The sequence below is a fragment of the Veillonella parvula genome, assembly GCF_032550495.1.
Classification (GTDB): domain Bacteria; phylum Bacillota; class Negativicutes; order Veillonellales; family Veillonellaceae; genus Veillonella; species Veillonella parvula_G.
In genome coordinates, this window is the sequence record NZ_JAWFZJ010000001.1 from 263,979 (window position 1) to 283,728 (window position 19,750).

22 protein-coding genes are annotated in these 19,750 nt (G+C 38.3%); 21 read left to right on the forward strand and 1 reads right to left on the reverse strand.

Annotated elements, in window-relative coordinates:
• Positions 1-74: 74 nt before the first annotated feature.
• The 5 genes from E6X37_RS01265 (at position 75) to E6X37_RS01285 (ending at position 5,153) form a co-directional block, all read left to right on the forward strand.
• Entirely contained in the window at positions 75-644 is a 570-nt protein-coding gene (locus E6X37_RS01265; protein ID WP_004696198.1) for an outer membrane beta-barrel protein, read from the forward strand.
• A gap of 248 nt (positions 645-892) precedes the next feature.
• A complete protein-coding gene (locus E6X37_RS01270) occupies positions 893-2,140 on the forward strand; it encodes an aminotransferase class I/II-fold pyridoxal phosphate-dependent enzyme (RefSeq protein ID WP_195395119.1) in 1,248 nt (415 codons plus the stop codon).
• A gap of 174 nt (positions 2,141-2,314) precedes the next feature.
• Complete coding sequence (locus tag E6X37_RS01275) at positions 2,315-3,298, forward strand: FecCD family ABC transporter permease (RefSeq protein WP_316689546.1); 984 nt, start codon at positions 2,315-2,317, stop codon at positions 3,296-3,298.
• Positions 3,298-4,098 (forward strand): ABC transporter ATP-binding protein, encoded by an 801-nt coding sequence (locus tag E6X37_RS01280; protein ID WP_316073333.1) that lies wholly within the window; start codon positions 3,298-3,300, stop codon positions 4,096-4,098. The genes E6X37_RS01275 and E6X37_RS01280 overlap by 1 nt, the downstream gene beginning before the upstream one ends.
• Positions 4,099-4,100: 2 nt before the next feature.
• Positions 4,101-5,153, forward strand: a complete 1,053-nt coding sequence (locus E6X37_RS01285) for an ABC transporter substrate-binding protein (protein WP_316073332.1) — start codon at positions 4,101-4,103, stop codon at positions 5,151-5,153.
• Positions 5,154-5,269: 116 nt separating this feature from the next.
• On the opposite strand, the gene E6X37_RS01290 is transcribed toward E6X37_RS01285, so the two are convergent.
• Positions 5,270-5,539, reverse strand: a complete 270-nt coding sequence (locus E6X37_RS01290; RefSeq protein ID WP_316689392.1) for a DUF896 domain-containing protein — start codon at positions 5,537-5,539, stop codon at positions 5,270-5,272.
• Between the two features lie 123 nt (positions 5,540-5,662).
• Here E6X37_RS01290 and nth point away from each other — a divergent pair, with 123 nt between their 5' ends.
• The 16 genes from nth (at position 5,663) to tpiA (ending at position 19,744) form a co-directional block, all read left to right on the forward strand.
• Complete coding sequence (nth, locus tag E6X37_RS01295) at positions 5,663-6,298, forward strand: endonuclease III (protein ID WP_316073330.1); 636 nt, start codon at positions 5,663-5,665, stop codon at positions 6,296-6,298.
• 1 nt (position 6,299) lies between these two features.
• Positions 6,300-7,745, forward strand: a complete 1,446-nt coding sequence (locus E6X37_RS01300; protein WP_316073329.1) for a hypothetical protein — start codon at positions 6,300-6,302, stop codon at positions 7,743-7,745.
• Positions 7,746-7,849: 104 nt separating this feature from the next.
• The gene (locus E6X37_RS01305; RefSeq protein ID WP_004696187.1) at positions 7,850-8,119 is read left to right on the forward strand and encodes a YdbC family protein; all 270 of its coding nucleotides are present in this window, start codon (positions 7,850-7,852) and stop codon (positions 8,117-8,119) included.
• A gap of 79 nt (positions 8,120-8,198) precedes the next feature.
• Entirely contained in the window at positions 8,199-8,396 is a 198-nt protein-coding gene (gene rpmE / locus E6X37_RS01310) for a 50S ribosomal protein L31 (RefSeq protein WP_004696185.1), read from the forward strand.
• A gap of 57 nt (positions 8,397-8,453) precedes the next feature.
• On the forward strand, positions 8,454-9,359 hold the full coding sequence (locus E6X37_RS01315) for a DUF1385 domain-containing protein (protein WP_008601206.1): 906 nt from the start codon (positions 8,454-8,456) through the stop codon (positions 9,357-9,359).
• Positions 9,360-9,361: 2 nt separating this feature from the next.
• Positions 9,362-10,444, forward strand: coding sequence for a peptide chain release factor 1 (gene prfA / locus E6X37_RS01320; RefSeq protein WP_004696177.1), 1,083 nt, complete (start codon positions 9,362-9,364; stop codon positions 10,442-10,444).
• Positions 10,437-11,306, forward strand: a complete 870-nt coding sequence (gene prmC, locus E6X37_RS01325; protein ID WP_316689393.1) for a peptide chain release factor N(5)-glutamine methyltransferase — start codon at positions 10,437-10,439, stop codon at positions 11,304-11,306. The genes prfA and prmC overlap by 8 nt, the downstream gene beginning before the upstream one ends.
• A 1-nt stretch (position 11,307) precedes the next feature.
• Complete coding sequence (locus tag E6X37_RS01330) at positions 11,308-12,339, forward strand: L-threonylcarbamoyladenylate synthase (RefSeq protein ID WP_060919730.1); 1,032 nt, start codon at positions 11,308-11,310, stop codon at positions 12,337-12,339.
• A 112-nt stretch (positions 12,340-12,451) separates the two neighbouring features.
• Positions 12,452-12,898, forward strand: a complete 447-nt coding sequence (locus E6X37_RS01335; RefSeq protein WP_060919729.1) for a low molecular weight protein arginine phosphatase — start codon at positions 12,452-12,454, stop codon at positions 12,896-12,898.
• Between the two features lie 11 nt (positions 12,899-12,909).
• Positions 12,910-13,347, forward strand: a complete 438-nt coding sequence (gene rpiB / locus E6X37_RS01340; protein ID WP_101928356.1) for a ribose 5-phosphate isomerase B — start codon at positions 12,910-12,912, stop codon at positions 13,345-13,347.
• A gap of 46 nt (positions 13,348-13,393) precedes the next feature.
• Positions 13,394-14,626: a serine hydroxymethyltransferase gene (locus tag E6X37_RS01345; protein WP_101928355.1), complete on the forward strand. Its 1,233-nt coding sequence runs from the start codon at positions 13,394-13,396 to the stop codon at positions 14,624-14,626.
• A 184-nt stretch (positions 14,627-14,810) separates the two neighbouring features.
• Positions 14,811-15,437 carry a uracil phosphoribosyltransferase gene (gene upp, locus E6X37_RS01350; protein ID WP_008601199.1) on the forward strand — a complete coding sequence of 209 codons (627 nt, stop codon included), beginning with the start codon at positions 14,811-14,813 and terminating at the stop codon, positions 15,435-15,437.
• A gap of 239 nt (positions 15,438-15,676) precedes the next feature.
• A complete protein-coding gene (locus tag E6X37_RS01355; RefSeq protein ID WP_008714121.1) occupies positions 15,677-16,702 on the forward strand; it encodes a sugar-binding transcriptional regulator in 1,026 nt (341 codons plus the stop codon).
• Between the two features lie 67 nt (positions 16,703-16,769).
• On the forward strand, positions 16,770-17,780 hold the full coding sequence (gene gap, locus E6X37_RS01360) for a type I glyceraldehyde-3-phosphate dehydrogenase (RefSeq protein WP_004697289.1): 1,011 nt from the start codon (positions 16,770-16,772) through the stop codon (positions 17,778-17,780).
• Positions 17,781-17,793: 13 nt separating this feature from the next.
• Positions 17,794-18,972, forward strand: coding sequence for a phosphoglycerate kinase (locus E6X37_RS01365; protein WP_316689394.1), 1,179 nt, complete (start codon positions 17,794-17,796; stop codon positions 18,970-18,972).
• Between the two features lies 1 nt (position 18,973).
• Positions 18,974-19,744, forward strand: a complete 771-nt coding sequence (gene tpiA / locus E6X37_RS01370) for a triose-phosphate isomerase (protein ID WP_060919726.1) — start codon at positions 18,974-18,976, stop codon at positions 19,742-19,744.
• Positions 19,745-19,750: the final 6 nt, after the last annotated feature.

Below are 19,750 nucleotides of genomic sequence, written 5' to 3' on the forward strand. Positions count from 1 at the left end.
GATTGTATAATTACTATACCTATCGATTAGTAACTTATTAAGACATACCGTTGGTATGTGTATAGGAGGTAAAAATGAAGAAATTAGTATTATTAACTTTAGCAGCTACAGTTGTAGCCGGTAGTGCATTTGCTGCAGCTCCTGTAACGAAAATTAGTGATGGATCCACTAAGGTACAAGCTGATTATGCTTTTAAACAACACGTATCTAATGGTGGTGGCAATAGTAATGACGGTTTCGGTGTTTCTTTACAACACGACCTTTCCAATAAAGCCGCATTACAATACTCTTACGATAAATTAAATGCAAAAAATGGTGATATTAAAGATCATCAATTAGCATTGGTTTATAAAGTACATCCAAATGTAAATTTATATGGTGCAGGTACTGCGATTCGTACAAATGATACTGAACTTGGTTTCCAAGCTGGTGTTATCGGTCATGTACCTTTGACTAATAAAGTAAACGGCTTTGCTAAGGCTGGTTGGGGTAATGATATTAAGCAAACTTATCAAGTAGGTGCTCAATATGAAGTACGCCCTGATGTAGATTTGAATGTATACTATGGCTATGATAAATATAGTGTAGATAGCAATGATAAAACTGCAAAAGGTTTACACGCTGGTGTAGGCTATTCCTTCTAAGGATGATGATGACCACTCTTTTGAGTGGTCTTTTTTTATATATTTACTGTTTTATTGTATATTTGTTAATTATTTTTCCTAAATAAGGTACTTAATATATTCTATATATATTTAATAAGTGTTGAGTTACTAATAGTTAGTTAAATCTTCTATGTATACAATATATTTACTGAATATACGTTGTATATTTAAATTAGTTTAGGTATGATAAATATGTAATATTCATTTCAGATAGGATGGTGCTAGTTATGACAAGTGTTGCTGCAAAGCATGCAAAAGGAAAAAAATTAAAAGACGTGATCTTCGTAACTGCTGGCCAAGCTCAAGCCGATGCTAAAGAAAATGGCCGTGAGAATGTTGTAAATGGTACTTTGGGTGCTATTCATGATGAAGAGGGAAACTTAGTTTTTCTTAAGACCGTTAAAGAAGAATATTTGAGTCTTTCGGATTCTGAACATGTTGGTTATGCACCAATTGCGGGCATTCCAGATTTTTTGTGTGCTGCTGAAAAAGAATGTTTTGGTAATTTCCGCCCAGAAGGACATATTCGTAGCATTGCTACCGCAGGTGGCACTGGTGGCATTCATCATTTGATTCATAACTATACAGAGCCTGGTGATGAAGTATTAACAGCGGATTGGTACTGGGGTGCATACCGTGTTATTTGTAGTGATACTGGACGTACACTAGTTACGTATTCCTTATTTGATGAACATAATAACTTTAATCATGAAGCATTCCAAAATCGTGTAAACGAATTGGCGGCTAAACAAACAAATGTGGTTGTTATCTTTAATACACCTGGTAATAACCCAACCGGCTACTCTATTGAGGATAAAGATTGGGATTCTATCCTTAATTTCCTGAAGGATTTAGTTGCTATTGGTCGAAATAATGTGATTATTGGTATTGATGTAGCATATCTTGATTACTCTGGTGAAAAAGATGAGGTACGTGCGTTCTTCAATAAATTTAGTCATTTACCAAAAGAAATTCTCACCTGTGTGTGTTATAGCTTATCTAAAGGATTTACTATGTATGGTCAGCGTGTTGGTGCGATGATTGGGATCTCTGACGATGAAGAAATAGCTGATGAGTTTTTCGAAGTTAACAAATCTACAAGTCGTGCTACATGGTCCAATATTTGTCGTCCTGCAATGCGTGCAATGGCTAATATTGTGGCTGATTCAGCTAAGTTTAAGGAATATGAAGCTGAACGCAATTGCTATTATCAATTAATTCGCGATCGTGCTGATATCTTTAAACAAGAAGCAGCACAAGTGGGTCTTCCCATGTTACCTTACCGTGGTGGGTTCTTTATTACAATCCCTACAGACTCTGCAAATGCTATCTGTGAAGAGTTGAAGAAAGAGCATATCTATGTAATTGCATTAGCAAATGGTATTCGTATAGCTGCCTGTGGTATTCCTAAAAAGCAAATGACAGGACTCGCAGGAAAAATTTATACTGCTATGAAACGTCTTGGTAAATTATAATCGATAAGTAAAACTTATACTAAAAGCTGCTTGATCCATATATCAAGTGGCTTTTTTCTATACATATATCATTAAAACTAATTATTCTTAATATATAAAATCTTGTATAGTTAAAGGTAGCATATATGAAGTTTTTGTTTGTTGAGGTATTTTATGCAACATTATATACGGACAATGGGTATAACATTAGTTATATGTATTGGTATTTTTCTGGCCTCTCTCGTTATAGGTCGTTTTTTCATTCCTATAGATCAGGTAACTAATATTTTATTATCTAATTTTTTAGTATTACCCATTACTTGGGATGCATCTATGTACAATGTGGTTATGGAGATACGATTGCCCCGTGTATTAGGGGCTATTGCTGTAGGTATTGCATTAGCCGTTTCTGGTGCCGCCTACCAAGGGGTATTCCGTAACGATTTAGTATCTCCAGATTTATTAGGTGTATCACATGGCGCTAGTGTAGGTGCATGTATAGGCATACTATTACACTTTTCGTTATATGGCGTTGCCATACTAGCCTTTATGGGTGGTATTTTGGCGGTTTGTTTAACCTTGTTATTGCCTAAATTGATTCAGAATCAATCGCGTATCGTTCTAGTATTATGTGGTATTATCGTTTCTGGATTTATGGCTGCTATAATTGGTTTGCTTAAATATATTGCAGATCCTGATACAGAGTTACAAGATATTGTTTATTGGCAGTTGGGAAGCCTAGCAAAGGTTACGTGGGATAATTTACTTTATGTATTGCCTATTATTATCATAGGCACAATCGCAGTGTTAGCTTTAAGATGGAGACTTAATATTTTGTCTCTTTCTGATCAAGAGGCTCAAAGTTTGGGCGTTAATGTCAATCGAGAGCGACTAGTTATTATTGGAATCTCTACATTACTTACAGCTGCTGCTGTATGTCTTAGCGGCACTATTGGCTGGGTTGGTCTTGTTATACCACATTTATCTAGAATGTTAGTAGGTAATGATCATAAAAAATTAATTCCTGCTACGATTTTAGTGAGTGCTTCTTTTTTGATGATTGCTGATTTATTTGCTCGTTCCTTAACAACTGCAGAGATTCCACTTGGGATTTTATGTGGTTTTATTGGAACACCGTTCTTTGCATGGGTATTATATAAACAACGGAGGTACTTCTAATGGATTCATTTGAACTCGTCGTTGATTCTATATCATTTGCCTATGATAAGAACCAACCTAATATTTTTAGTGATTTATCCTTCTCTGTAAAAGCTGGTGATGCATTGGCGTTACTAGGTAGGAATGGGGTAGGCAAATCTACCTTATTAAGCTGTTTAATGTGCTTTAATCATGTTCAACAAGGACATATTTATTGTAGTGGTGTAGACTTAATGACTGCATCAATCAAGGAACGGGCCAAGCTAATTGCTTTTGTACCACAGATTATTGGGGCTGATATAGCTTATACGGTACGAGATTATATCTCCTTTGGTGCTACCTTGCGAATGGGCATGTTCTCATCTCCAGGTAAAGAGGAATTTGAAAAAACTGATTCTATTATGGACATGCTTGGTATTACGGCGTTAAAGGACAAACCATGCCGTGATTTAAGTGGTGGTCAACGGCAATTAGTTGCTATAGGTCGTGCCTTGTTACAAGATACACGCTTATTACTTATGGATGAGCCTACATCTGCTTTAGATATACGTAATCAGGTTATTGTTTTAGAAACAATTGATCAATTACGCGCCCAAGGATATGCTATTATTTTCACTACACATTTACCGGAACAGGCGTTGTTGTTAAATAGCCGTGTTGGTTTATGTCGTGGTGGAACTATAGATTTTTATGATTCTGTTAGTGATGTGACCTTAGAAGCGCTCGAGGAGATTTATAAGACTAAGCTAAGCTTATTCTATAGCGATACAGTTAATCGTACTGTATGTGTTATCCCTCAATTAGGTCAGAAAGGAATGTAAGTATGAAGCGTATTATTGTATTTTTATTAGCCCTTATGACGGCTCTATTCATGTTAGCTGGATGTGGCACAGAGAATGCATCACAAGGTAATCAATCTGCTACGCGTGTAGTAAAGGATATCGATGGAACAGATGTAACAATTCCTAAAGATATAACAAAGGTTGCCGATTTATGGCATGCCAATAATCAAGTTGTATTGATGCTTGGTGGTGCGGATAAATTAGTGTCTACCACAACTTCTGTTCAAGGCTTGCCTTGGTTCGCTCAAGTGTACCCACGCATTAAAGAAATTCCAGCACCTGTAAAAGGTACAGATGTACAAATGGAAGAAATTCAAAAATTGAAACCTCAAGTTGTATTAGCAAGCAATAAAAATCAAATTGAAATGGCACGTAATGCAGGGATTCCAGCAGTCCGTGTGAACTTCCAAGACTATGATGGGTTGCGTAAAGTTATTACTATTACAGCTGAAGTATTAGGTGATAAAGCTCCTGAAATGGCAAAACAATACCTTGCTTACTTAGATGACAAAATTAAATTTGCTGAAGATAGAACAAAAAGTATTGATGATGCTAACCGTCCATCCGTATTACATATTGTAGGTGGAGATAATCTATTAAAGGTTGATGGTGATAAGACTATTATCAATGAATGGATTCGTTACGCTGGCGGTAAAAATGCCATCACTACAAAAGGTCCTCAAATTACTGTAACAATGGAAGAAATCGTTAAAGCTAACCCTGATATTATCATTATTGGTGGTACACAATCACGCAAAGGTATTGAAGCGATTAAGAATGATCCACAATGGGCAAGCCTTAAAGCAGTACAAAACGGTCGTATTTACAGCAATCCTGTAGGTACTTTCAACTGGGATCGTTACAGTGCTGAGTCTGCATTACAAATCTTATGGGCAGGTCAAATCATACAACCTCAATTATTTAATGATATTGATTTAGTGAAAGAAACAAAATTATTCTATAAGACTTTCTTACACTATGATTTATCTGATGCTGAGGCACAACGTATTATTGCTGGAGAAGGACCTCAATAGAAATATTGATACTAGTCTAGTAATATATTTTATTTATTTAGAAGCGAAAATAGTAAAAATAAAAATCAAAAGCGTACGCATTAGGAAATATCCTTCATGCGTACGCTTTTGTAGTCTTAGTGAATATCTTTATGTTCTTTAATATCTTGGTCAGCTTCTTTAGCTAAATCTTCTAGAGCTCGTTTAGGAGCGGTTCTTTCACCTGTTTTTGGGTCTACAAATTCAACGCGGTCTAAGGTGCTTGTAATTTGACTACGAATGAAGCTTAAGTAAATTTCGTATAGTTCTTTTTTTTCTACTAATTCTTCTGGTGTTAATTCTTGACCAGATTTTTTCTTTGCAGCTAGTTCATTTATTCGATTTAATGTATCGTTAATATTACTCATATGCGCCTCCTGTATTCTATATTAGAATAGCATGTTTTATTATAACATAGAACTTAATGAATACGTATGGTAAGATATAAGTTGTACGCGTCTGTACTTTCACAGGTGAGAAAGGAGAACTGTATGCGTGTAACAAAAGCGATAAAGGCAGAGCAGTTGAAACTGTTACAAGAACATTATTTTGATGCAAAACCTGCCCTTGAGTATACAAATGAATTTGAATTATTAGTTGCTGTAGTTTTGTCTGCACAATGTACGGATGAACGGGTCAATATTGTTACGAAACGATTGTTCCCTAAACTTAATCATCCTGCAAAGATGCTTGAGATTGGGGTTGCGAAGTTAGAGACTCTTATTAAAGATTGCGGTCTTTATAAATCCAAGGCAAAAAACTTAATTGCTACTTGTCAGATTTTAGTTGAACAATATCATGGAGAGGTGCCTCGTGAGTTTGATCAACTCGTTGAATTGCCTGGTGTAGGGCGTAAAACAGCAAATGTTGTGGTATCCGTTTTATTTGGTACACCTGCCATTGCGGTAGATACACATGTATTCCGCGTGTCTAATCGATTAAAATTAGGTATTGCTAAGACGCCGGAAGAGATGGAACAAAAGTTACAAAAGGCAATCCCAAAAGAGGACTGGGCTGCTGCACACCACTGGTTAATCTATCATGGCCGTAGATTGTGTAAGGCTCGTAAGCCTTTGTGTAATGAATGTTTTTTAAATCATCTATGTCCTTCAGCCGGAAAGGTTTAATATGAAAGTAAATAACGAAGAATTTATTGCCCTTTGTGCTAATCATGGTATTAAGGGAATTGATATTGTAAATGAGTTAATGCGTTTTAAAGTGCTAGATCAATTGATTTCTAGTAATGCTAGCTCCCGTGAGTGGGGGGTAACGGCAGATGATTTATATGCGTTAGCAGAAAAATCCACAGTAGAATCCTTTGGTCCTGTACCATATGATTTGAATACATTCCAAGCTCTTTATGGACCATCCTTTAGAGTGGAATTGTTTGATTTTATTAGTGACACAGGTATTTTAGAAGGTCTAGATGTAGGAACTATTTGGGAAACTCCTGTTCGTGAAAGTATCGAAGCTCATAGTAAAACGGGAGAACTGGTTCTGTATGCTTATGTAGAAGAATATGCAGGCATGGTTGAAGAGATTCTTCAATCTTATGAAGATAAAAAAGTCGTTCTGTATACGGCATCTCCCGTGTGCTATAGCATTTTGACACGTTTATATCCGATGGCTCAAATCATTAATCAATGGCCTCATCGTAGCTATTTTGACCATATCTTTACAGGCACAGTTGGTATGTTCCAATCCTCTGAAGATATTGTAGAAGAGGTCGCTAACGGATTACATAACTTGGTTCCAGAAGGGACTGCTCAATTATTCTTACCTGCTACAATGGCACAAAATCAATTGGGCTTAAATAATATGGCGTTGCAATTTTTCTTGAACCAAAAACGAGTAGAAGCTATACGAGAATGGACTCCATTAGGGGCTTATGAAATCGTATATGGTAAATACGATGTAAAAAAAATGCGTGTTGGTCTTCGTGAACGTGTAGGGGATGAGTGGAAAACAATTAATTATATTCCATTACCTCATGGCGTATTTGCGCAATTGCCAGTATTTACGGTATTAAATTATGGCTTGTCCTTGCGCTCTATTTTGTTGCCCGGCGGTCAAACGGACGTAGCCTTAGGTCAAGATGGTATTTATTGCATTGATAGCCGTGTATCTGAATTAGGTCGCACTGCTCTTATTGAAAGTGGAGCTTATTTTCTTACTTTTAAACGTCATACTGATCATATTGATGTAGATATTACGACAGAAGCGCCTGTAGATGATATGTACTGGATGTTCCCAGATGCTGAATTAGCATATATGTGGTATGCCTATTTCTGCAGCACTACGGGTCAAACATTGATTCAAGAAATCTCCATGCTCGTTCAAACAGCTGAATCCTTTGGCTATATGCTTAGTAGCGTACGTCGTCGCGTATTAGATGTAAAGAATGAAGCCCAACTAATTAAATCTGTACAGGCTGCTGACGAGGCATATATCAAGGCTGTTACGGAGGCTACAAGGAGTTGGAAAGAGACCGTAGATTCATTAGGTGCACAAGTTATGCCACCTACAGCTTCTATTGATATTGAAGATTATAGTGACTATAAAAAAGAATTGTAAATCATATAATTTTGGTTTAAAATATATCGTATCCTAAAAAATATAAACTACTAAATATAGTAGATACGAAACATAGCATATGAATATGTAAGAAAGGAGGACCTATGGCAGTTATTAATTTTGAAATCTTCAAGGTTATTGGTACTTTGTCTGAAGATAAAGATGGTTGGAAAAAACAATTAACATGTACTAGTTGGGGAAAATACAATCCTAAGTTTGATCTTCGTGCTTGGGATAGTGAATATACAAGCATGAAAAAAGGTATTACCCTTTCTTTAGAGGAGCTCATTGCATTGCGTGACATCCTCAACGAAAGTGACTTGGAAGCTATTTTAGCTGAGGCTATTGAAGAAAAGCAAGCGTCCAAGGAATAGTATTGGTTACTTGCATTTGTGTAGGTGTCATGCTATAATCTATAAGAATAATATTGATTGCTGGAAAGAGGTGTATAGAATGAAACAAGGTATTCATCCAGACTATAAAGAAGCTACAGTAACTTGCGGTTGTGGCAACACATTCAAAACTGGCTCTGTAAAAGAAGACCTTCGTGTAGACGTTTGCTCCAAATGCCATCCGTTCTTCACTGGTCAACAACGTGCGGCTCAAGCTCGTGGTCGTATTGAACAATTTAACAAACGTTACGGCAAATAATTTGTTTTGTAATGTAACATGTATTGGCAGGGCTGTTGGCTCTGCCTATATTTGTTTATGAGAGGAGATCTTGTGAACAGAGAACGTATAAAAAAGTTTGTCGGAGGACAGGCTGTGATTGAAGGTGTCATGATGAGAGGCCCTGGTTATACGGCAACTGCCGTACGTGAGCCTGCGGGAACTATTGTAGTTCAAAAAGAAGCTACAAAGTCCATTGCTGACACATATCCAATATTGAAAAAACCATTTCTTCGTGGCTGTGTAGCTCTCTATGAATCTCTAGTGATAGGCATGAAGGCTTTATCCTTCTCTGCTAAGGCTGCTGGCGATGAAGAGGAAGAAATGTCTAATAGTGAAATCGCCATTACCATGGTCATTTCTACACTGTTTGCGATAGCTGTGTTTTTGGCATTGCCTACATTTATCGTAAAATTCATTCCTGGTGTACAGGATAATCATATAGTATTAAATCTCATTGAAGGTGTCATTCGTTTAGTACTTTTCTTACTTTATATTTGGGGGATTGGTCTTACGAAGGATATTCAACGAGTTTTCCAATATCATGGGGCAGAGCATAAAACGATTCATACTTATGAATTAGATTTGCCTTTAACTGTAGAAAATGTTCGCCAACAAAGTCGCTTGCATGCGCGATGTGGTACAAATTTCTTACTTATTGTTATGGTAGTTAGTATCTTTGTATTTGCTTTCTTGGGTTGGCCCAATTTGTTGGAACGTATCGTGAGCCGCGTACTCCTTATGCCTGTAGTAGCTGGTATTGCGTACGAGGTAATTCGTCTTGCTGGACGTAGCGATCATTCTTTTGTGAAAGCTCTTATTAAACCAGGTCTTGCGTTACAATATATGACAACGCGTGAACCAGAGGATGATCAAATTGAAGTTGCTATACGAGCTTTAGAAGAGGTCCGTCCGCCTGAGAGTGACGCATATGAAGAGGAATAAACATGTTAGTTGATAAATTACAAGTTATTGAAGATAAATTTATGGATCTTGAGCAGCGCATTAGTGACCCAGAGGTCATTGCTCGCCAAGATGAATGGCGTAAATTGACCCGTCAACATGCTCAATTATCTGAAACCGTTGAAACGTTCCGTACTTATAAAAAAGTTTTATCTGGTATTGATGAAGCTATGGAAGTTATTGAAGATAAATCCATGGACGAAGAATTCCGAGAAATGGCTCAAGAGGAATTGAAAGACTTAAAACCTCAAAAAGAGGAATTGGAAGAAAAGTTGCAAGTTCTATTATTACCTAAGGATCCTAATGATGATAAAAATATTATCATCGAAATTCGCGGGGGCGCTGGCGGTGATGAAGCTGCATTATTTGCAGGCGACTTGTTCCGCATGTACACAAAATATGCGGAAAGCCAAGGCTGGCGTTGTGAGATTATCGATGCTAATGAACCAGAGCTTGGTGGCTTTAAAGAGGTTATTTTCTCTGTGGATGGTGAAAATGTATACTCTAAGATGAAATTTGAATCTGGTGTACATCGTGTACAACGTGTACCGGCTACAGAAACACAAGGCCGTGTACATACATCTACCGTTACAGTAGCCGTATTGCCAGAGATGGAAGATGTTGATATTGAAGTTAATGAAAAAGATTTAAAAATTGATACATATCGTGCGAGTGGTGCCGGTGGTCAGCATATCAATAAAACTGAGTCTGCTGTTCGTATTACACACTTACCATCTGGTATCGTTGTAGCGTGTCAAGATCAACGATCTCAATTACAAAACCGTGAAAAAGCTATGCGTGTATTACGTGCTAAGTTACAGGATCAAGCTGAACAAGAGGCCATTTCTAGTATGGCTGCAGATCGTAAGAGTCAAGTCGGTACAGGTGATCGTAGTGAACGTATTCGCACCTATAATTACCCACAAGGACGCGTCACAGATCATCGTATTAATTTAACATTATATAAATTAGATGCTATTTTAAATGGCGATCTTGATGAAATTATTCAAGCCTTAAATGCTGCAGACCAAGCGGCAAAAATGCAGGAGGCCAATACAAATGCATAAGGAGATTTGGACAATCGGTCGTATTCTCCAGTGGACAGAGCAGTACTTTCAAAGCAAGGAGATGGATACACCTCGACTTGATGGGGAAGTACTGCTTTCTCACGTTTTAGGTAAAGATCGGATTTATCTATATACCCATTATGACCAACCGCTTATTCAAGATGAACTCGATGCCTTTAGACCTCTCGTTCAACAACGAGCTAAGGGACATTGTGTAGCGGCTATCATTGGGGAAAAGGACTTTATGGGGTTGACCTTTAAGGTGAATGATAAGGTATTAATTCCACGACCTGATACGGAAACCTTGATTGAGCATGTACTAGGTACTTATCCAAAAGATAGTAATGTGCGTATTCTTGATGTATGTACAGGCCCTGGGACAATATTATTAAGTCTATTACATTATTTGCCAAATGCTAGTGGTGTTGGTTTAGATATCTCCACAGATGCTTTACCGGTGGCACGCGAAAATGGTGAGTCCTTTAATTTATCTGACCGAGTACAATTTATGGAATCAGATATGTTCCACACTTTATATGGAAAAAAAGAGAAATTTGATCTTATTGTTTCTAATCCGCCATACATTCGAACTGGTGATTTAAAGATGTTGTCTCCAGATGTGTTAAATGAGCCTCATATTGCATTATTTGGTGGAGAGGATGGACTTCAATTTTATCGAATCTTAGCTAAAGAATGTAGAAATTATTTAAACGCTAATGGCCGTGTGGCGTTTGAAGTAGGCTTTGACCAAGCAAAAGAGGTAGGTGCTTTATTGCAAGAAACAGGTCAATATTCGAATATTCAATTTATAGCTGACCTCGGTGGTCATAACCGGGTAGTGACAGCTGTATATGAGGGCTAATATGGATACTAAAATCATTACAAATCCATCAGAACAAGATATAGATACGTTAGCCCGTGCTTTGCGCAATGGTGAATTGGTGTCTATTCCTACAGAAACTGTATATGGATTAGGTGCAAATGGTCTAGATCCAGAGGCGATGGATAAAATCTATGCTGCCAAAGGACGGCCTTCTGATAATCCACTTATTTTGCATGTTCCTAATAGTGAAAGCATAAAACCTTTGGTAACAGAAATTTCTGCTACGGCGCAAGCCTTAATGGATACATTCTGGCCAGGGCCATTAACGATTACATTGCCTAAATCTGATTTAGTGCCAGATCGTGCAACAGGTGGTTTATCTCGTGTGGCGCTTCGGTGTCCTGATCATGAGGCATGTCGAGTATTATTAGAGCGTGCAGGCATACCTATAGCGGCACCTAGTGCCAATATTTCAGGGCGCCCAAGTCCAACTACTGCAGAAGATGTATATAATGATATGAATGGTCGCATTTCCTATATCTTAGATGCTGGTCCATGTACGATTGGTGTAGAGTCTACTGTTGTAGAAGTCCATGATGATAAGGTCATTATATTAAGACCTGGTGGAATTACAAAAGCACAGCTTGAACGTGTGGTGTCTACTGTTGAGTATGATACTGCGTTAGTTAATGCAACCACTATACCAAAGGCTCCTGGCATGAAGTATACGCATTATGCGCCTGATGCACCTATGACGGTTGTTGTAGGTAGTCCAGAAGGTGTAGCACACACTTTCAAAGAGCTTTCAGAAGGCATAGAAGGTCCCATAGGGTGTTTGGTAAGTCAAGAAACGTATAACTTGATTAAAGAGGATGGACGATTTATGTGCCATTGTTTTGGCCATCATGGAGATGCGTTAGCATTGGGGCACGACTTTTATAAAAGTCTATTACATTTTAATGAAAATCATGTTACGCTAATCCTAGCAGAAGGTGTTGATGATGATGGTTTCGGTGTTGCCATTATGAATCGAATGGAAAAAGCATCGAGTCATCATATCATTTATAAGTAAATTTAATAGCATAAAGATGTCCACTGATAATAGAAAAATGTCTTTACATATTGGATAGATTTGCTATAATGTATAAAGTAATCACAAAATGTGATTGAGTAAGGATGTTATTATGAATATTTTATTTGTATGTACCGGTAACACTTGCCGCAGCCCTATGGCTGAAGGTATTACACGGGCCCTTGCAGCGGAGAAACATAAGGATGTTACAACTGTATCGGCTGGTTTATTTGCCGCTTATGGAGCAAAACCAACTGAACAAGCCGTAGTAGCTGTCCGTTCCATTACAGATATTTCCAACCATGAATCGAGACCCTTAACGATGGAACTCGTAAATGCAGCAGATCTTATTCTTGGTATGACGAAAGATCACAAATCTGTACTACTTCGCCAATTCCCCTTTGAGGAAGGTAAAATTAAAACGATTTCCGAGTGGGGTGGTCAAGATGGTGATGTTACGGACCCATATGGATCTGATCAAACCGTATATAACGAATGTGCGGAACAGATTTATCACTTAATAGTGGAAGGCCTTAAATCAGCGCCTGAGAAAGCATAGGAGATGAAATTATGAAAGTTGCAATCGGTTGTGATCATGGCGGATTACATTTAAAAGCATCCGTTAAGGAATTATTAAATGCGTTGGGACATGAAGTAGAGGATTTTGGCTGTCATACAGCTGAGTCTTGCGACTATCCTGATATTGCAGTACCTGTAGCAAATGCAGTTGTATCTGGTCAAGCAGATCGCGGTATTTTGATTTGTGGTACGGGTATCGGTATCGGTATTGCAGCAAATAAGATAGCGGGCATTCGCGCTGCTCTTTGTCATGATACATTTTCTGCTCACGCATGTCGTGAACATAATGATGCGAACATCCTTACTATGGGTGAACGCGTTATTGGACCAGGCCTTGCTAACGATATTGTAACCATTTTTATGGAAACTGAGTTTGAAGGTGGACGTCATGCACGTCGTGTAGAGAAAATAAAAGCATTAGAGAAATAATACATCATTACTTTATAGATAGTTGTTCTATATGAGGAGGATACTCATGAGTTTCTTAGAAAAACAAGACCCTAATATTCAAGCTGTTATCAACCAAGAGTTAGCACGCCAACGCGATAAATTAGAAATGATTGCTTCTGAAAATTTTGTTTCTCAAGCTGTAATGGAAGCTCAAGGTAGCGTATTGACTAACAAATATGCAGAAGGGTATCCTGGCAAACGCTATTATGGCGGTTGTGAAAATGTTGATGTTATTGAAACATTGGCTATCGAACGTGCAAAACGCCTGTTCGGTGCAGAACATGCTAATGTACAACCTCACTCTGGTTCTCAAGCAAACTTTGGCGTGTATTTCGCATTATTACAACCAGGTGATACTATTGTGGGTATGAACTTGTCCCACGGCGGTCATTTGACTCATGGTTCTCCAGTTAACGTATCTGGTACATATTTCAATGTAGTACCTTATGGTGTAGATGCTGAAACACAACAAATCGACTACGATGAGTTCCGTAAAATTGTATTAGAAGCAAAACCTAAGTTGATTATCGCTGGTGGTAGTGCTTATAGCCGTCAAATCGACTTTAAGAAAATGGCTGAAGTGGCACACGAAGTAGATGCTATTTTCATGGTAGATATGGCTCACTTTGCTGGACTTGTAGCAGCTGGTTTACATCCAAACCCTGTGGAATATGCAGATATCGTTACTACAACAACTCATAAAACATTGCGTGGCCCTCGTGGTGGTATGATTCTTTGCAAAGAAAAGTATGCTAAAGCAATCGATAAAGCTATCTTCCCTGGCATCCAAGGTGGTCCTTTGATGCATGTTATCGCTGCTAAAGCTGTAGCATTTGGTGAAGCTTTACAACCTGAGTTCAAAGTATATGCACAACAAGTCATCGACAATGCAAAAGCGCTGGCTGCAGCATTACAAGAAAAGGGCTTAACAATTGTTTCTGGCGGTACAGATACTCATGTTATGCTTGTAGATGTTCGTAATACTGGTTTAACTGGTAAAGAAGCTGAACACTTACTCGATGAAGTAGGTATTACATGTAATAAAAATACAATTCCATTTGATCCAGCTAGCCCATTTGTAACAAGTGGTATTCGCCTTGGTACGCCAGCTCTTACAACACGTGGTTTGCAAGTGAAAGATATGGAAGAAATTGCCGATATTATTGCAGTGGTTCTTAAAAATCCTGAGGATAAATCGCTCCATGAAGAAGCTAGTAAACGTGTTGCTGCACTTTGTGAAGCGTATCCATTGTACTAATCGATTGTATTAATATTAAATATATATTTATAGTCCTATAAGTTTATAGGTAGTGTAAAAGGGGTGTGCCATCGGCACATCCCTTTCAATATTTTTATGGCATGATTTTCTAATCTGTGATAGAGTAAATATGATAGTTAATCGCTAGAATGGGATATGTATATTGTTTTATAGGAGGACAGTCATGAAAGTTAATGTTATGACACATCCATTGATTCAACACAAAGTTACATTGATGCGTGACGTACAAACAGGCTCTAAAGATTTCAGAGAACTACTTGATGAAATTACTATGTTGATGGGGTATGAAATTACACGCAACTTACCACTTGAGGATGTGGAGGTAGAAACACCACTAACTAAAATGACTGGCAAACGAATTGCAGGTAAAAAACTGGGTATTATTCCAATTCTTCGCGCTGGTCTAGGTATGGTAAATGGTATGCTTAGTTTAATTCCAACTGCAAAAGTTGGTCATATTGGTTTGTACCGTGATCCTGAAACTTTGAAACCAGTAGAATACTACTGTAAACTACCATCTGACGTAGGAGAACGCGACTTCATCGTAACTGATCCAATGCTTGCTACTGGTGGTAGTGCAGCTGCAGCGATTACATTGCTAAAAGAAAAAGGTGCTAAACATATTAAATTAATGTGCTTAGTAGCTGCTCCTGAAGGGGTAGAAGCAGTAAATAAAGAACATCCAGATGTTCCTATTTATGTAGCAGCACTTGATGAAAAGCTTAATGATCATGGTTACATCTTGCCTGGCTTAGGGGATGCAGGTGACCGTATCTTCGGTACAAAATAAAATACAATAAAACGACATATTAGAATATAATAAGGGGACATGACGACATATTATTAGATTTGAAATAATAACAAATTATCTAAGGCGTATGTCGTTTTCTCTTATTTAGGGTTGAATAAAAATTACATAAGGTATACAATACAAGTGTAAAAGTATTTTTTTATTTTAGGTGGGACGGATTTTGTTCACATGGGACGAAAAACGATTCATGTAATCCCAACGGGTAAAGGAGGGACCCGATGAACGAATTTCTAATGATATGTGAACGTATTGTTCCTGAAATTGTTAGCGTATTGAAGGAGCGATACAAAATACTAAACCACCTTGTTTATGAAGAGCCTATAGGCCGTAGAACATTAGCTACCGCAACGGATCTTCCAGAGCGAACCGTAAGAAGTCATATTGAGTTAATGCGTGCTAATGGTCTTGTAGACATTTATAAACCAGGGATTTTTCTCACTGATGAGGGACATGCAATTGTTCCAAAGTTACGAAATTTTTTAAATGAGCTAGATCGTATTAACGAGCTAGAACATCGATTGACTGAAGCACTTCATATCGATAGAGTTGTTATTACACCTACAGAAGGAACCTTGATGGTTAAAAAGTTAGGCTTTACAGCGGCAAAGTTATTGCAAGACCTATTGAAACCTAATGCAGTAGTAGCCATCAGTGGCGGTAGCACCATGGCAGCAATAGCTGAAGAAATGCCTATCTTACCTTTCAATCCTACTGTGGTACCAGCCCGTGGTGGCGTTGGTGAAGTAGTGGAATACCAAGCTAATGTAATTGCTTCGGTGCTTGCTGAACGACTAAGTGGTTCCTATAAGATGCTCCATTTACCTGATGGACTTTCACAAGACTCATTACATATGCTCATGACTTGTGAACCACAAATTAAAGAAATTGGAGACCTCATTAGTAGGACTGACGTACTATTATTTGGTATTGGTACTGCAATGCGCATGGCGGATCAGCGCCATATTGCCGATGATGTGCGTAAGCAGTTGGTAGATAATCATGCGGTAGGTGAAGCACTTGGCCAATATTGTGACATTGAGGGTAAGTTAATTTATTCTACTAATAATATTGGTTTATCACTTCCCGATGTAGTAAAGGTTCCCAATGTTATTGCTGTAGCTGGCGGACAAGAAAAAGCGAGCGCTATTATAGGTGTGATGCGAGCTTGCCAGAAAGGGATACTTATCATTGATGAGCAAGCAGCCGAAGGTATGCGTCAATTGTTACAAATTTCTGCCTTATAGGCGAATTAGTAGTTATAAATTTTAGTTTGAATTTGGTTAGAATTTTTGTTATTAGGAGGATCTAACAATGGCAGTAAAAGTTGGTATTAACGGATTTGGTCGTATTGGTAAATGTGTAGTTCGCGCAGCGATTAATAATCCTGATGTGGATGTAGTGGCAATTAATGCAACTGGTGATAATGAAGGTACTGCATTATTGTTAAAATACGATTCCGTACACGGTACAATTCCTAATGAAGTAACATTTGATGAAGAAAATATCTACGTTGATGGTAAAAAAATTCGCGTATTCCATGACCGCGATGCTTCTAAATTGCCTTGGTCTGAAGAAGGCGTTGAAATTGTTATGGAATGTACTGGTAAATACCGTGATGCAGAGGAAGCAAAGGTTCATTTGAATCAACCTACTGTTAAAAAAGTATTGATTTCTGCACCTGGTAAAAACGAAGATTTAACAATGGTTATGGGTGTTAACCAAGATATGTATGATCCTGCAAAACACCACATCATCTCCAATGCATCTTGTACAACAAACTGCTTGGCTCCATTTGCTAAAGTTTTATGCGATGAATTCGGTATCAAACGCGGTATGATGACTACAATTCATTCCTATACAAATGACCAAAAAATTCTTGATGCACGTCATAAAGACCCTCGTCGTGCTCGTGCAGCAGCAATGTCTATCATTCCTACAACAACTGGTGCAGCAAAAGCGGTTGCTAAAGTATTGCCACAATTAAAAGGTAAATTAGATGGCTTTGCATTGCGCGTTCCTACTCCAGATGTATCTGCTACAGATCTTGTTTGCGAACTTGAAAAACCTGCTACTAAAGAAGAAATCAACGAAGCATTCCGTAAAGCAGCAGCTGGCGAATTAAAAGGTATCTTAGGTGTATCTGATGTGCCATTGGTATCTTGCGATTTCAGCTCTGACCCACGTAGCTCTATTGTTGACGCTGATTTAACAATGGTTATGGATGGTAACATGGTAAAAGTTGTTTCTTGGTATGATAACGAATGGGGCTACTCCGAACGTCTTATCGATATGGCAGCATTCGTAGCAAGCAAAGGCTTATAATCGGGAGGCTTTGATGAAACTAACAATCGATGGTTTACAAGTAGACAACAAAACAGTATTTGTTCGTGTTGATTTTAATGTTCCTATGAAAGATGGTGTCATCACTGATGACACTCGTATTCGTAGTGCCTTACCTACTATCAATTATTTAATTGAAAAAGGGGCAAAGGTTATTCTTGCTTCTCACTTTGGTCGTCCAAAAGGGGAGCGTAAACCGGAAATGTCTTTAGCACCATGTGCAAAACATTTATCTGAGCTTATCAACAAGCCAGTAGCATTCGTAGATGACTGCATTGGCTCTAAGGTTGAAGAAGCTGTAAAAGCATTACAACCAGGCGATGTATTGATGCTTGAAAACTTACGTTACCATAACGAAGAAACTAAAAATGATCCTGAGTTTGCTAAACAATTGGCATCTCTTGCGGACGTAGCCATCAACGATGCATTCGGTGTATCTCACCGAAATGCAGCATCCGTAGTTGGTATTGCTGACTATATCCCTATGGCAGCAGGTTTCTTGCTCAAAAAAGAAATTGATGCATTAAGTGCAGCTGTAGTGCATCCAAAAACACCTATGGCAGCTATTATCGGCGGTGCTAAGGTAACAGATAAAATTTCTGTTATTTCAAACCTTTTGCCTAAAGTTGATGTCATGATTATCGGCGGTGGTATGGCAAATGCTTTCATTAAAGCACAAGGCTGCAACATTGGTAGCTCTTTATTTGAAGAAGGTCAAGAAGCTATTGCTACAGATCTTGTTATGGAAGCTCGCGTAGCAGGTGCTAAATTATTGACCCCTATCGATGCTGTAGTAGCTGATGCTTTCAGCAACGACGCTAACACTAAAATCGTTGATGTTGATCAAATCGAAGATGGCTGGATGATATTAGATATTGGGCCTAAAACCCGCGAACTTTATGTAGAAGCATTGGCGCCAATGAAGACTATTATTTGGAATGGTCCTATGGGCGTATTTGAAATGGAAAACTTTGCAGCTGGTACAAATGCAGTAGCGAAAGCTGTAGCTGAATCTGATGCGATGACTATCGTTGGTGGTGGCGACTCTGTAGCAGCCATTGAAAAAAGTGGTTTAGCAGATAAAATTAGCCACATCTCCACAGGTGGCGGTGCATCTTTAGAATTCTTAGAAGGCAAAATCCTACCGGGTATTGCTGCATTGTCCGAGGCATAATATGAGAAAACCCATTATTGCAGGGAATTGGAAAATGAATGGCACCATTGCATCTGGATCAATTCTGATCGAAGCGTTTAACAGCGTGTTACAAGATATGGAATTGTCCTGTGATGTAGTTGTATGTCCGCCTTTTACAGCTATCGAACGTGCTGTAGTATTGACGAAAAATACAGCTATTGAAGTAGGTGCACAAACTATGGATTATCATGATGCTGGTGCGTTTACTGGTGAGATTTCACCACTTATGCTTACAGAAGTAGGCGTTAATTATGTAATCATCGGTCACTCTGAGCGCCGTGAATATTATGGCGAAACAGATGAGACCGTTAATGCAAAAATTAAAAGTGCATTTCATCATAATTTGAATCCTATTGTCTGTGTTGGTGAAAGTTTAGAACATCGTGAAACGGGTCATACACTTGACTGGATTACGTCTCAACTAAAAGGGGCTTTGGCTGATATTCCGAAAGAACAAGTCAGTCAATTGATCATTGCGTACGAACCAATTTGGGCTATCGGTACGGGCAAGACAGCAACGGCTGATCAAGCTGAAGAGGTATGCAAAGAAATCCGCAATTACATTCAATCTTTATATGATAATGAAACTGCCGATGCAGTACGCATCCAGTATGGTGGTAGCGTTAAATCAGAAAATGCACTAGAAATCCTTGGAGAGCCTAATATTGACGGTGCTCTCGTAGGTGGTGCATCACTTGTGGTCGATGAATTTATTGATATTATTAAAGCTGCAAACCAAGTAAGCGCTTAATATGAG

Excerpts from the sequence above, each read along its gene's own strand:
- E6X37_RS01265 (WP_004696198.1), top strand. The coding sequence starts at position 75 with ATGAAGAAATTAGTATTATTAACTTTAGCAGCTACAGTTGTAGCCGGT.
- E6X37_RS01270 (WP_195395119.1), top strand. The coding sequence starts at position 893 with ATGACAAGTGTTGCTGCAAAGCATGCAAAAGGAAAAAAATTAAAAGAC.
- E6X37_RS01275 (WP_316689546.1), top strand. The coding sequence starts at position 2,315 with ATGGGTATAACATTAGTTATATGTATTGGTATTTTTCTGGCCTCTCTC.
- E6X37_RS01280 (WP_316073333.1), top strand. The coding sequence starts at position 3,298 with ATGGATTCATTTGAACTCGTCGTTGATTCTATATCATTTGCCTATGAT.
- E6X37_RS01285 (WP_316073332.1), top strand. The coding sequence starts at position 4,101 with ATGAAGCGTATTATTGTATTTTTATTAGCCCTTATGACGGCTCTATTC.
- E6X37_RS01290 (WP_316689392.1), bottom strand. The coding sequence starts at position 5,539 with ATGAGTAATATTAACGATACATTAAATCGAATAAATGAACTAGCTGCA.
- nth (WP_316073330.1), top strand. The coding sequence starts at position 5,663 with ATGCGTGTAACAAAAGCGATAAAGGCAGAGCAGTTGAAACTGTTACAA.
- E6X37_RS01300 (WP_316073329.1), top strand. The coding sequence starts at position 6,300 with ATGAAAGTAAATAACGAAGAATTTATTGCCCTTTGTGCTAATCATGGT.
- E6X37_RS01305 (WP_004696187.1), top strand. The coding sequence starts at position 7,850 with ATGGCAGTTATTAATTTTGAAATCTTCAAGGTTATTGGTACTTTGTCT.
- rpmE (WP_004696185.1), top strand. The coding sequence starts at position 8,199 with ATGAAACAAGGTATTCATCCAGACTATAAAGAAGCTACAGTAACTTGC.
- E6X37_RS01315 (WP_008601206.1), top strand. The coding sequence starts at position 8,454 with ATGAGAGGAGATCTTGTGAACAGAGAACGTATAAAAAAGTTTGTCGGA.
- prfA (WP_004696177.1), top strand. The coding sequence starts at position 9,362 with ATGTTAGTTGATAAATTACAAGTTATTGAAGATAAATTTATGGATCTT.
- prmC (WP_316689393.1), top strand. The coding sequence starts at position 10,437 with ATGCATAAGGAGATTTGGACAATCGGTCGTATTCTCCAGTGGACAGAG.
- E6X37_RS01330 (WP_060919730.1), top strand. The coding sequence starts at position 11,308 with ATGGATACTAAAATCATTACAAATCCATCAGAACAAGATATAGATACG.
- E6X37_RS01335 (WP_060919729.1), top strand. The coding sequence starts at position 12,452 with ATGAATATTTTATTTGTATGTACCGGTAACACTTGCCGCAGCCCTATG.
- rpiB (WP_101928356.1), top strand. The coding sequence starts at position 12,910 with ATGAAAGTTGCAATCGGTTGTGATCATGGCGGATTACATTTAAAAGCA.
- E6X37_RS01345 (WP_101928355.1), top strand. The coding sequence starts at position 13,394 with ATGAGTTTCTTAGAAAAACAAGACCCTAATATTCAAGCTGTTATCAAC.
- upp (WP_008601199.1), top strand. The coding sequence starts at position 14,811 with ATGAAAGTTAATGTTATGACACATCCATTGATTCAACACAAAGTTACA.
- E6X37_RS01355 (WP_008714121.1), top strand. The coding sequence starts at position 15,677 with ATGAACGAATTTCTAATGATATGTGAACGTATTGTTCCTGAAATTGTT.
- gap (WP_004697289.1), top strand. The coding sequence starts at position 16,770 with ATGGCAGTAAAAGTTGGTATTAACGGATTTGGTCGTATTGGTAAATGT.
- E6X37_RS01365 (WP_316689394.1), top strand. The coding sequence starts at position 17,794 with ATGAAACTAACAATCGATGGTTTACAAGTAGACAACAAAACAGTATTT.
- tpiA (WP_060919726.1), top strand. The coding sequence starts at position 18,974 with ATGAGAAAACCCATTATTGCAGGGAATTGGAAAATGAATGGCACCATT.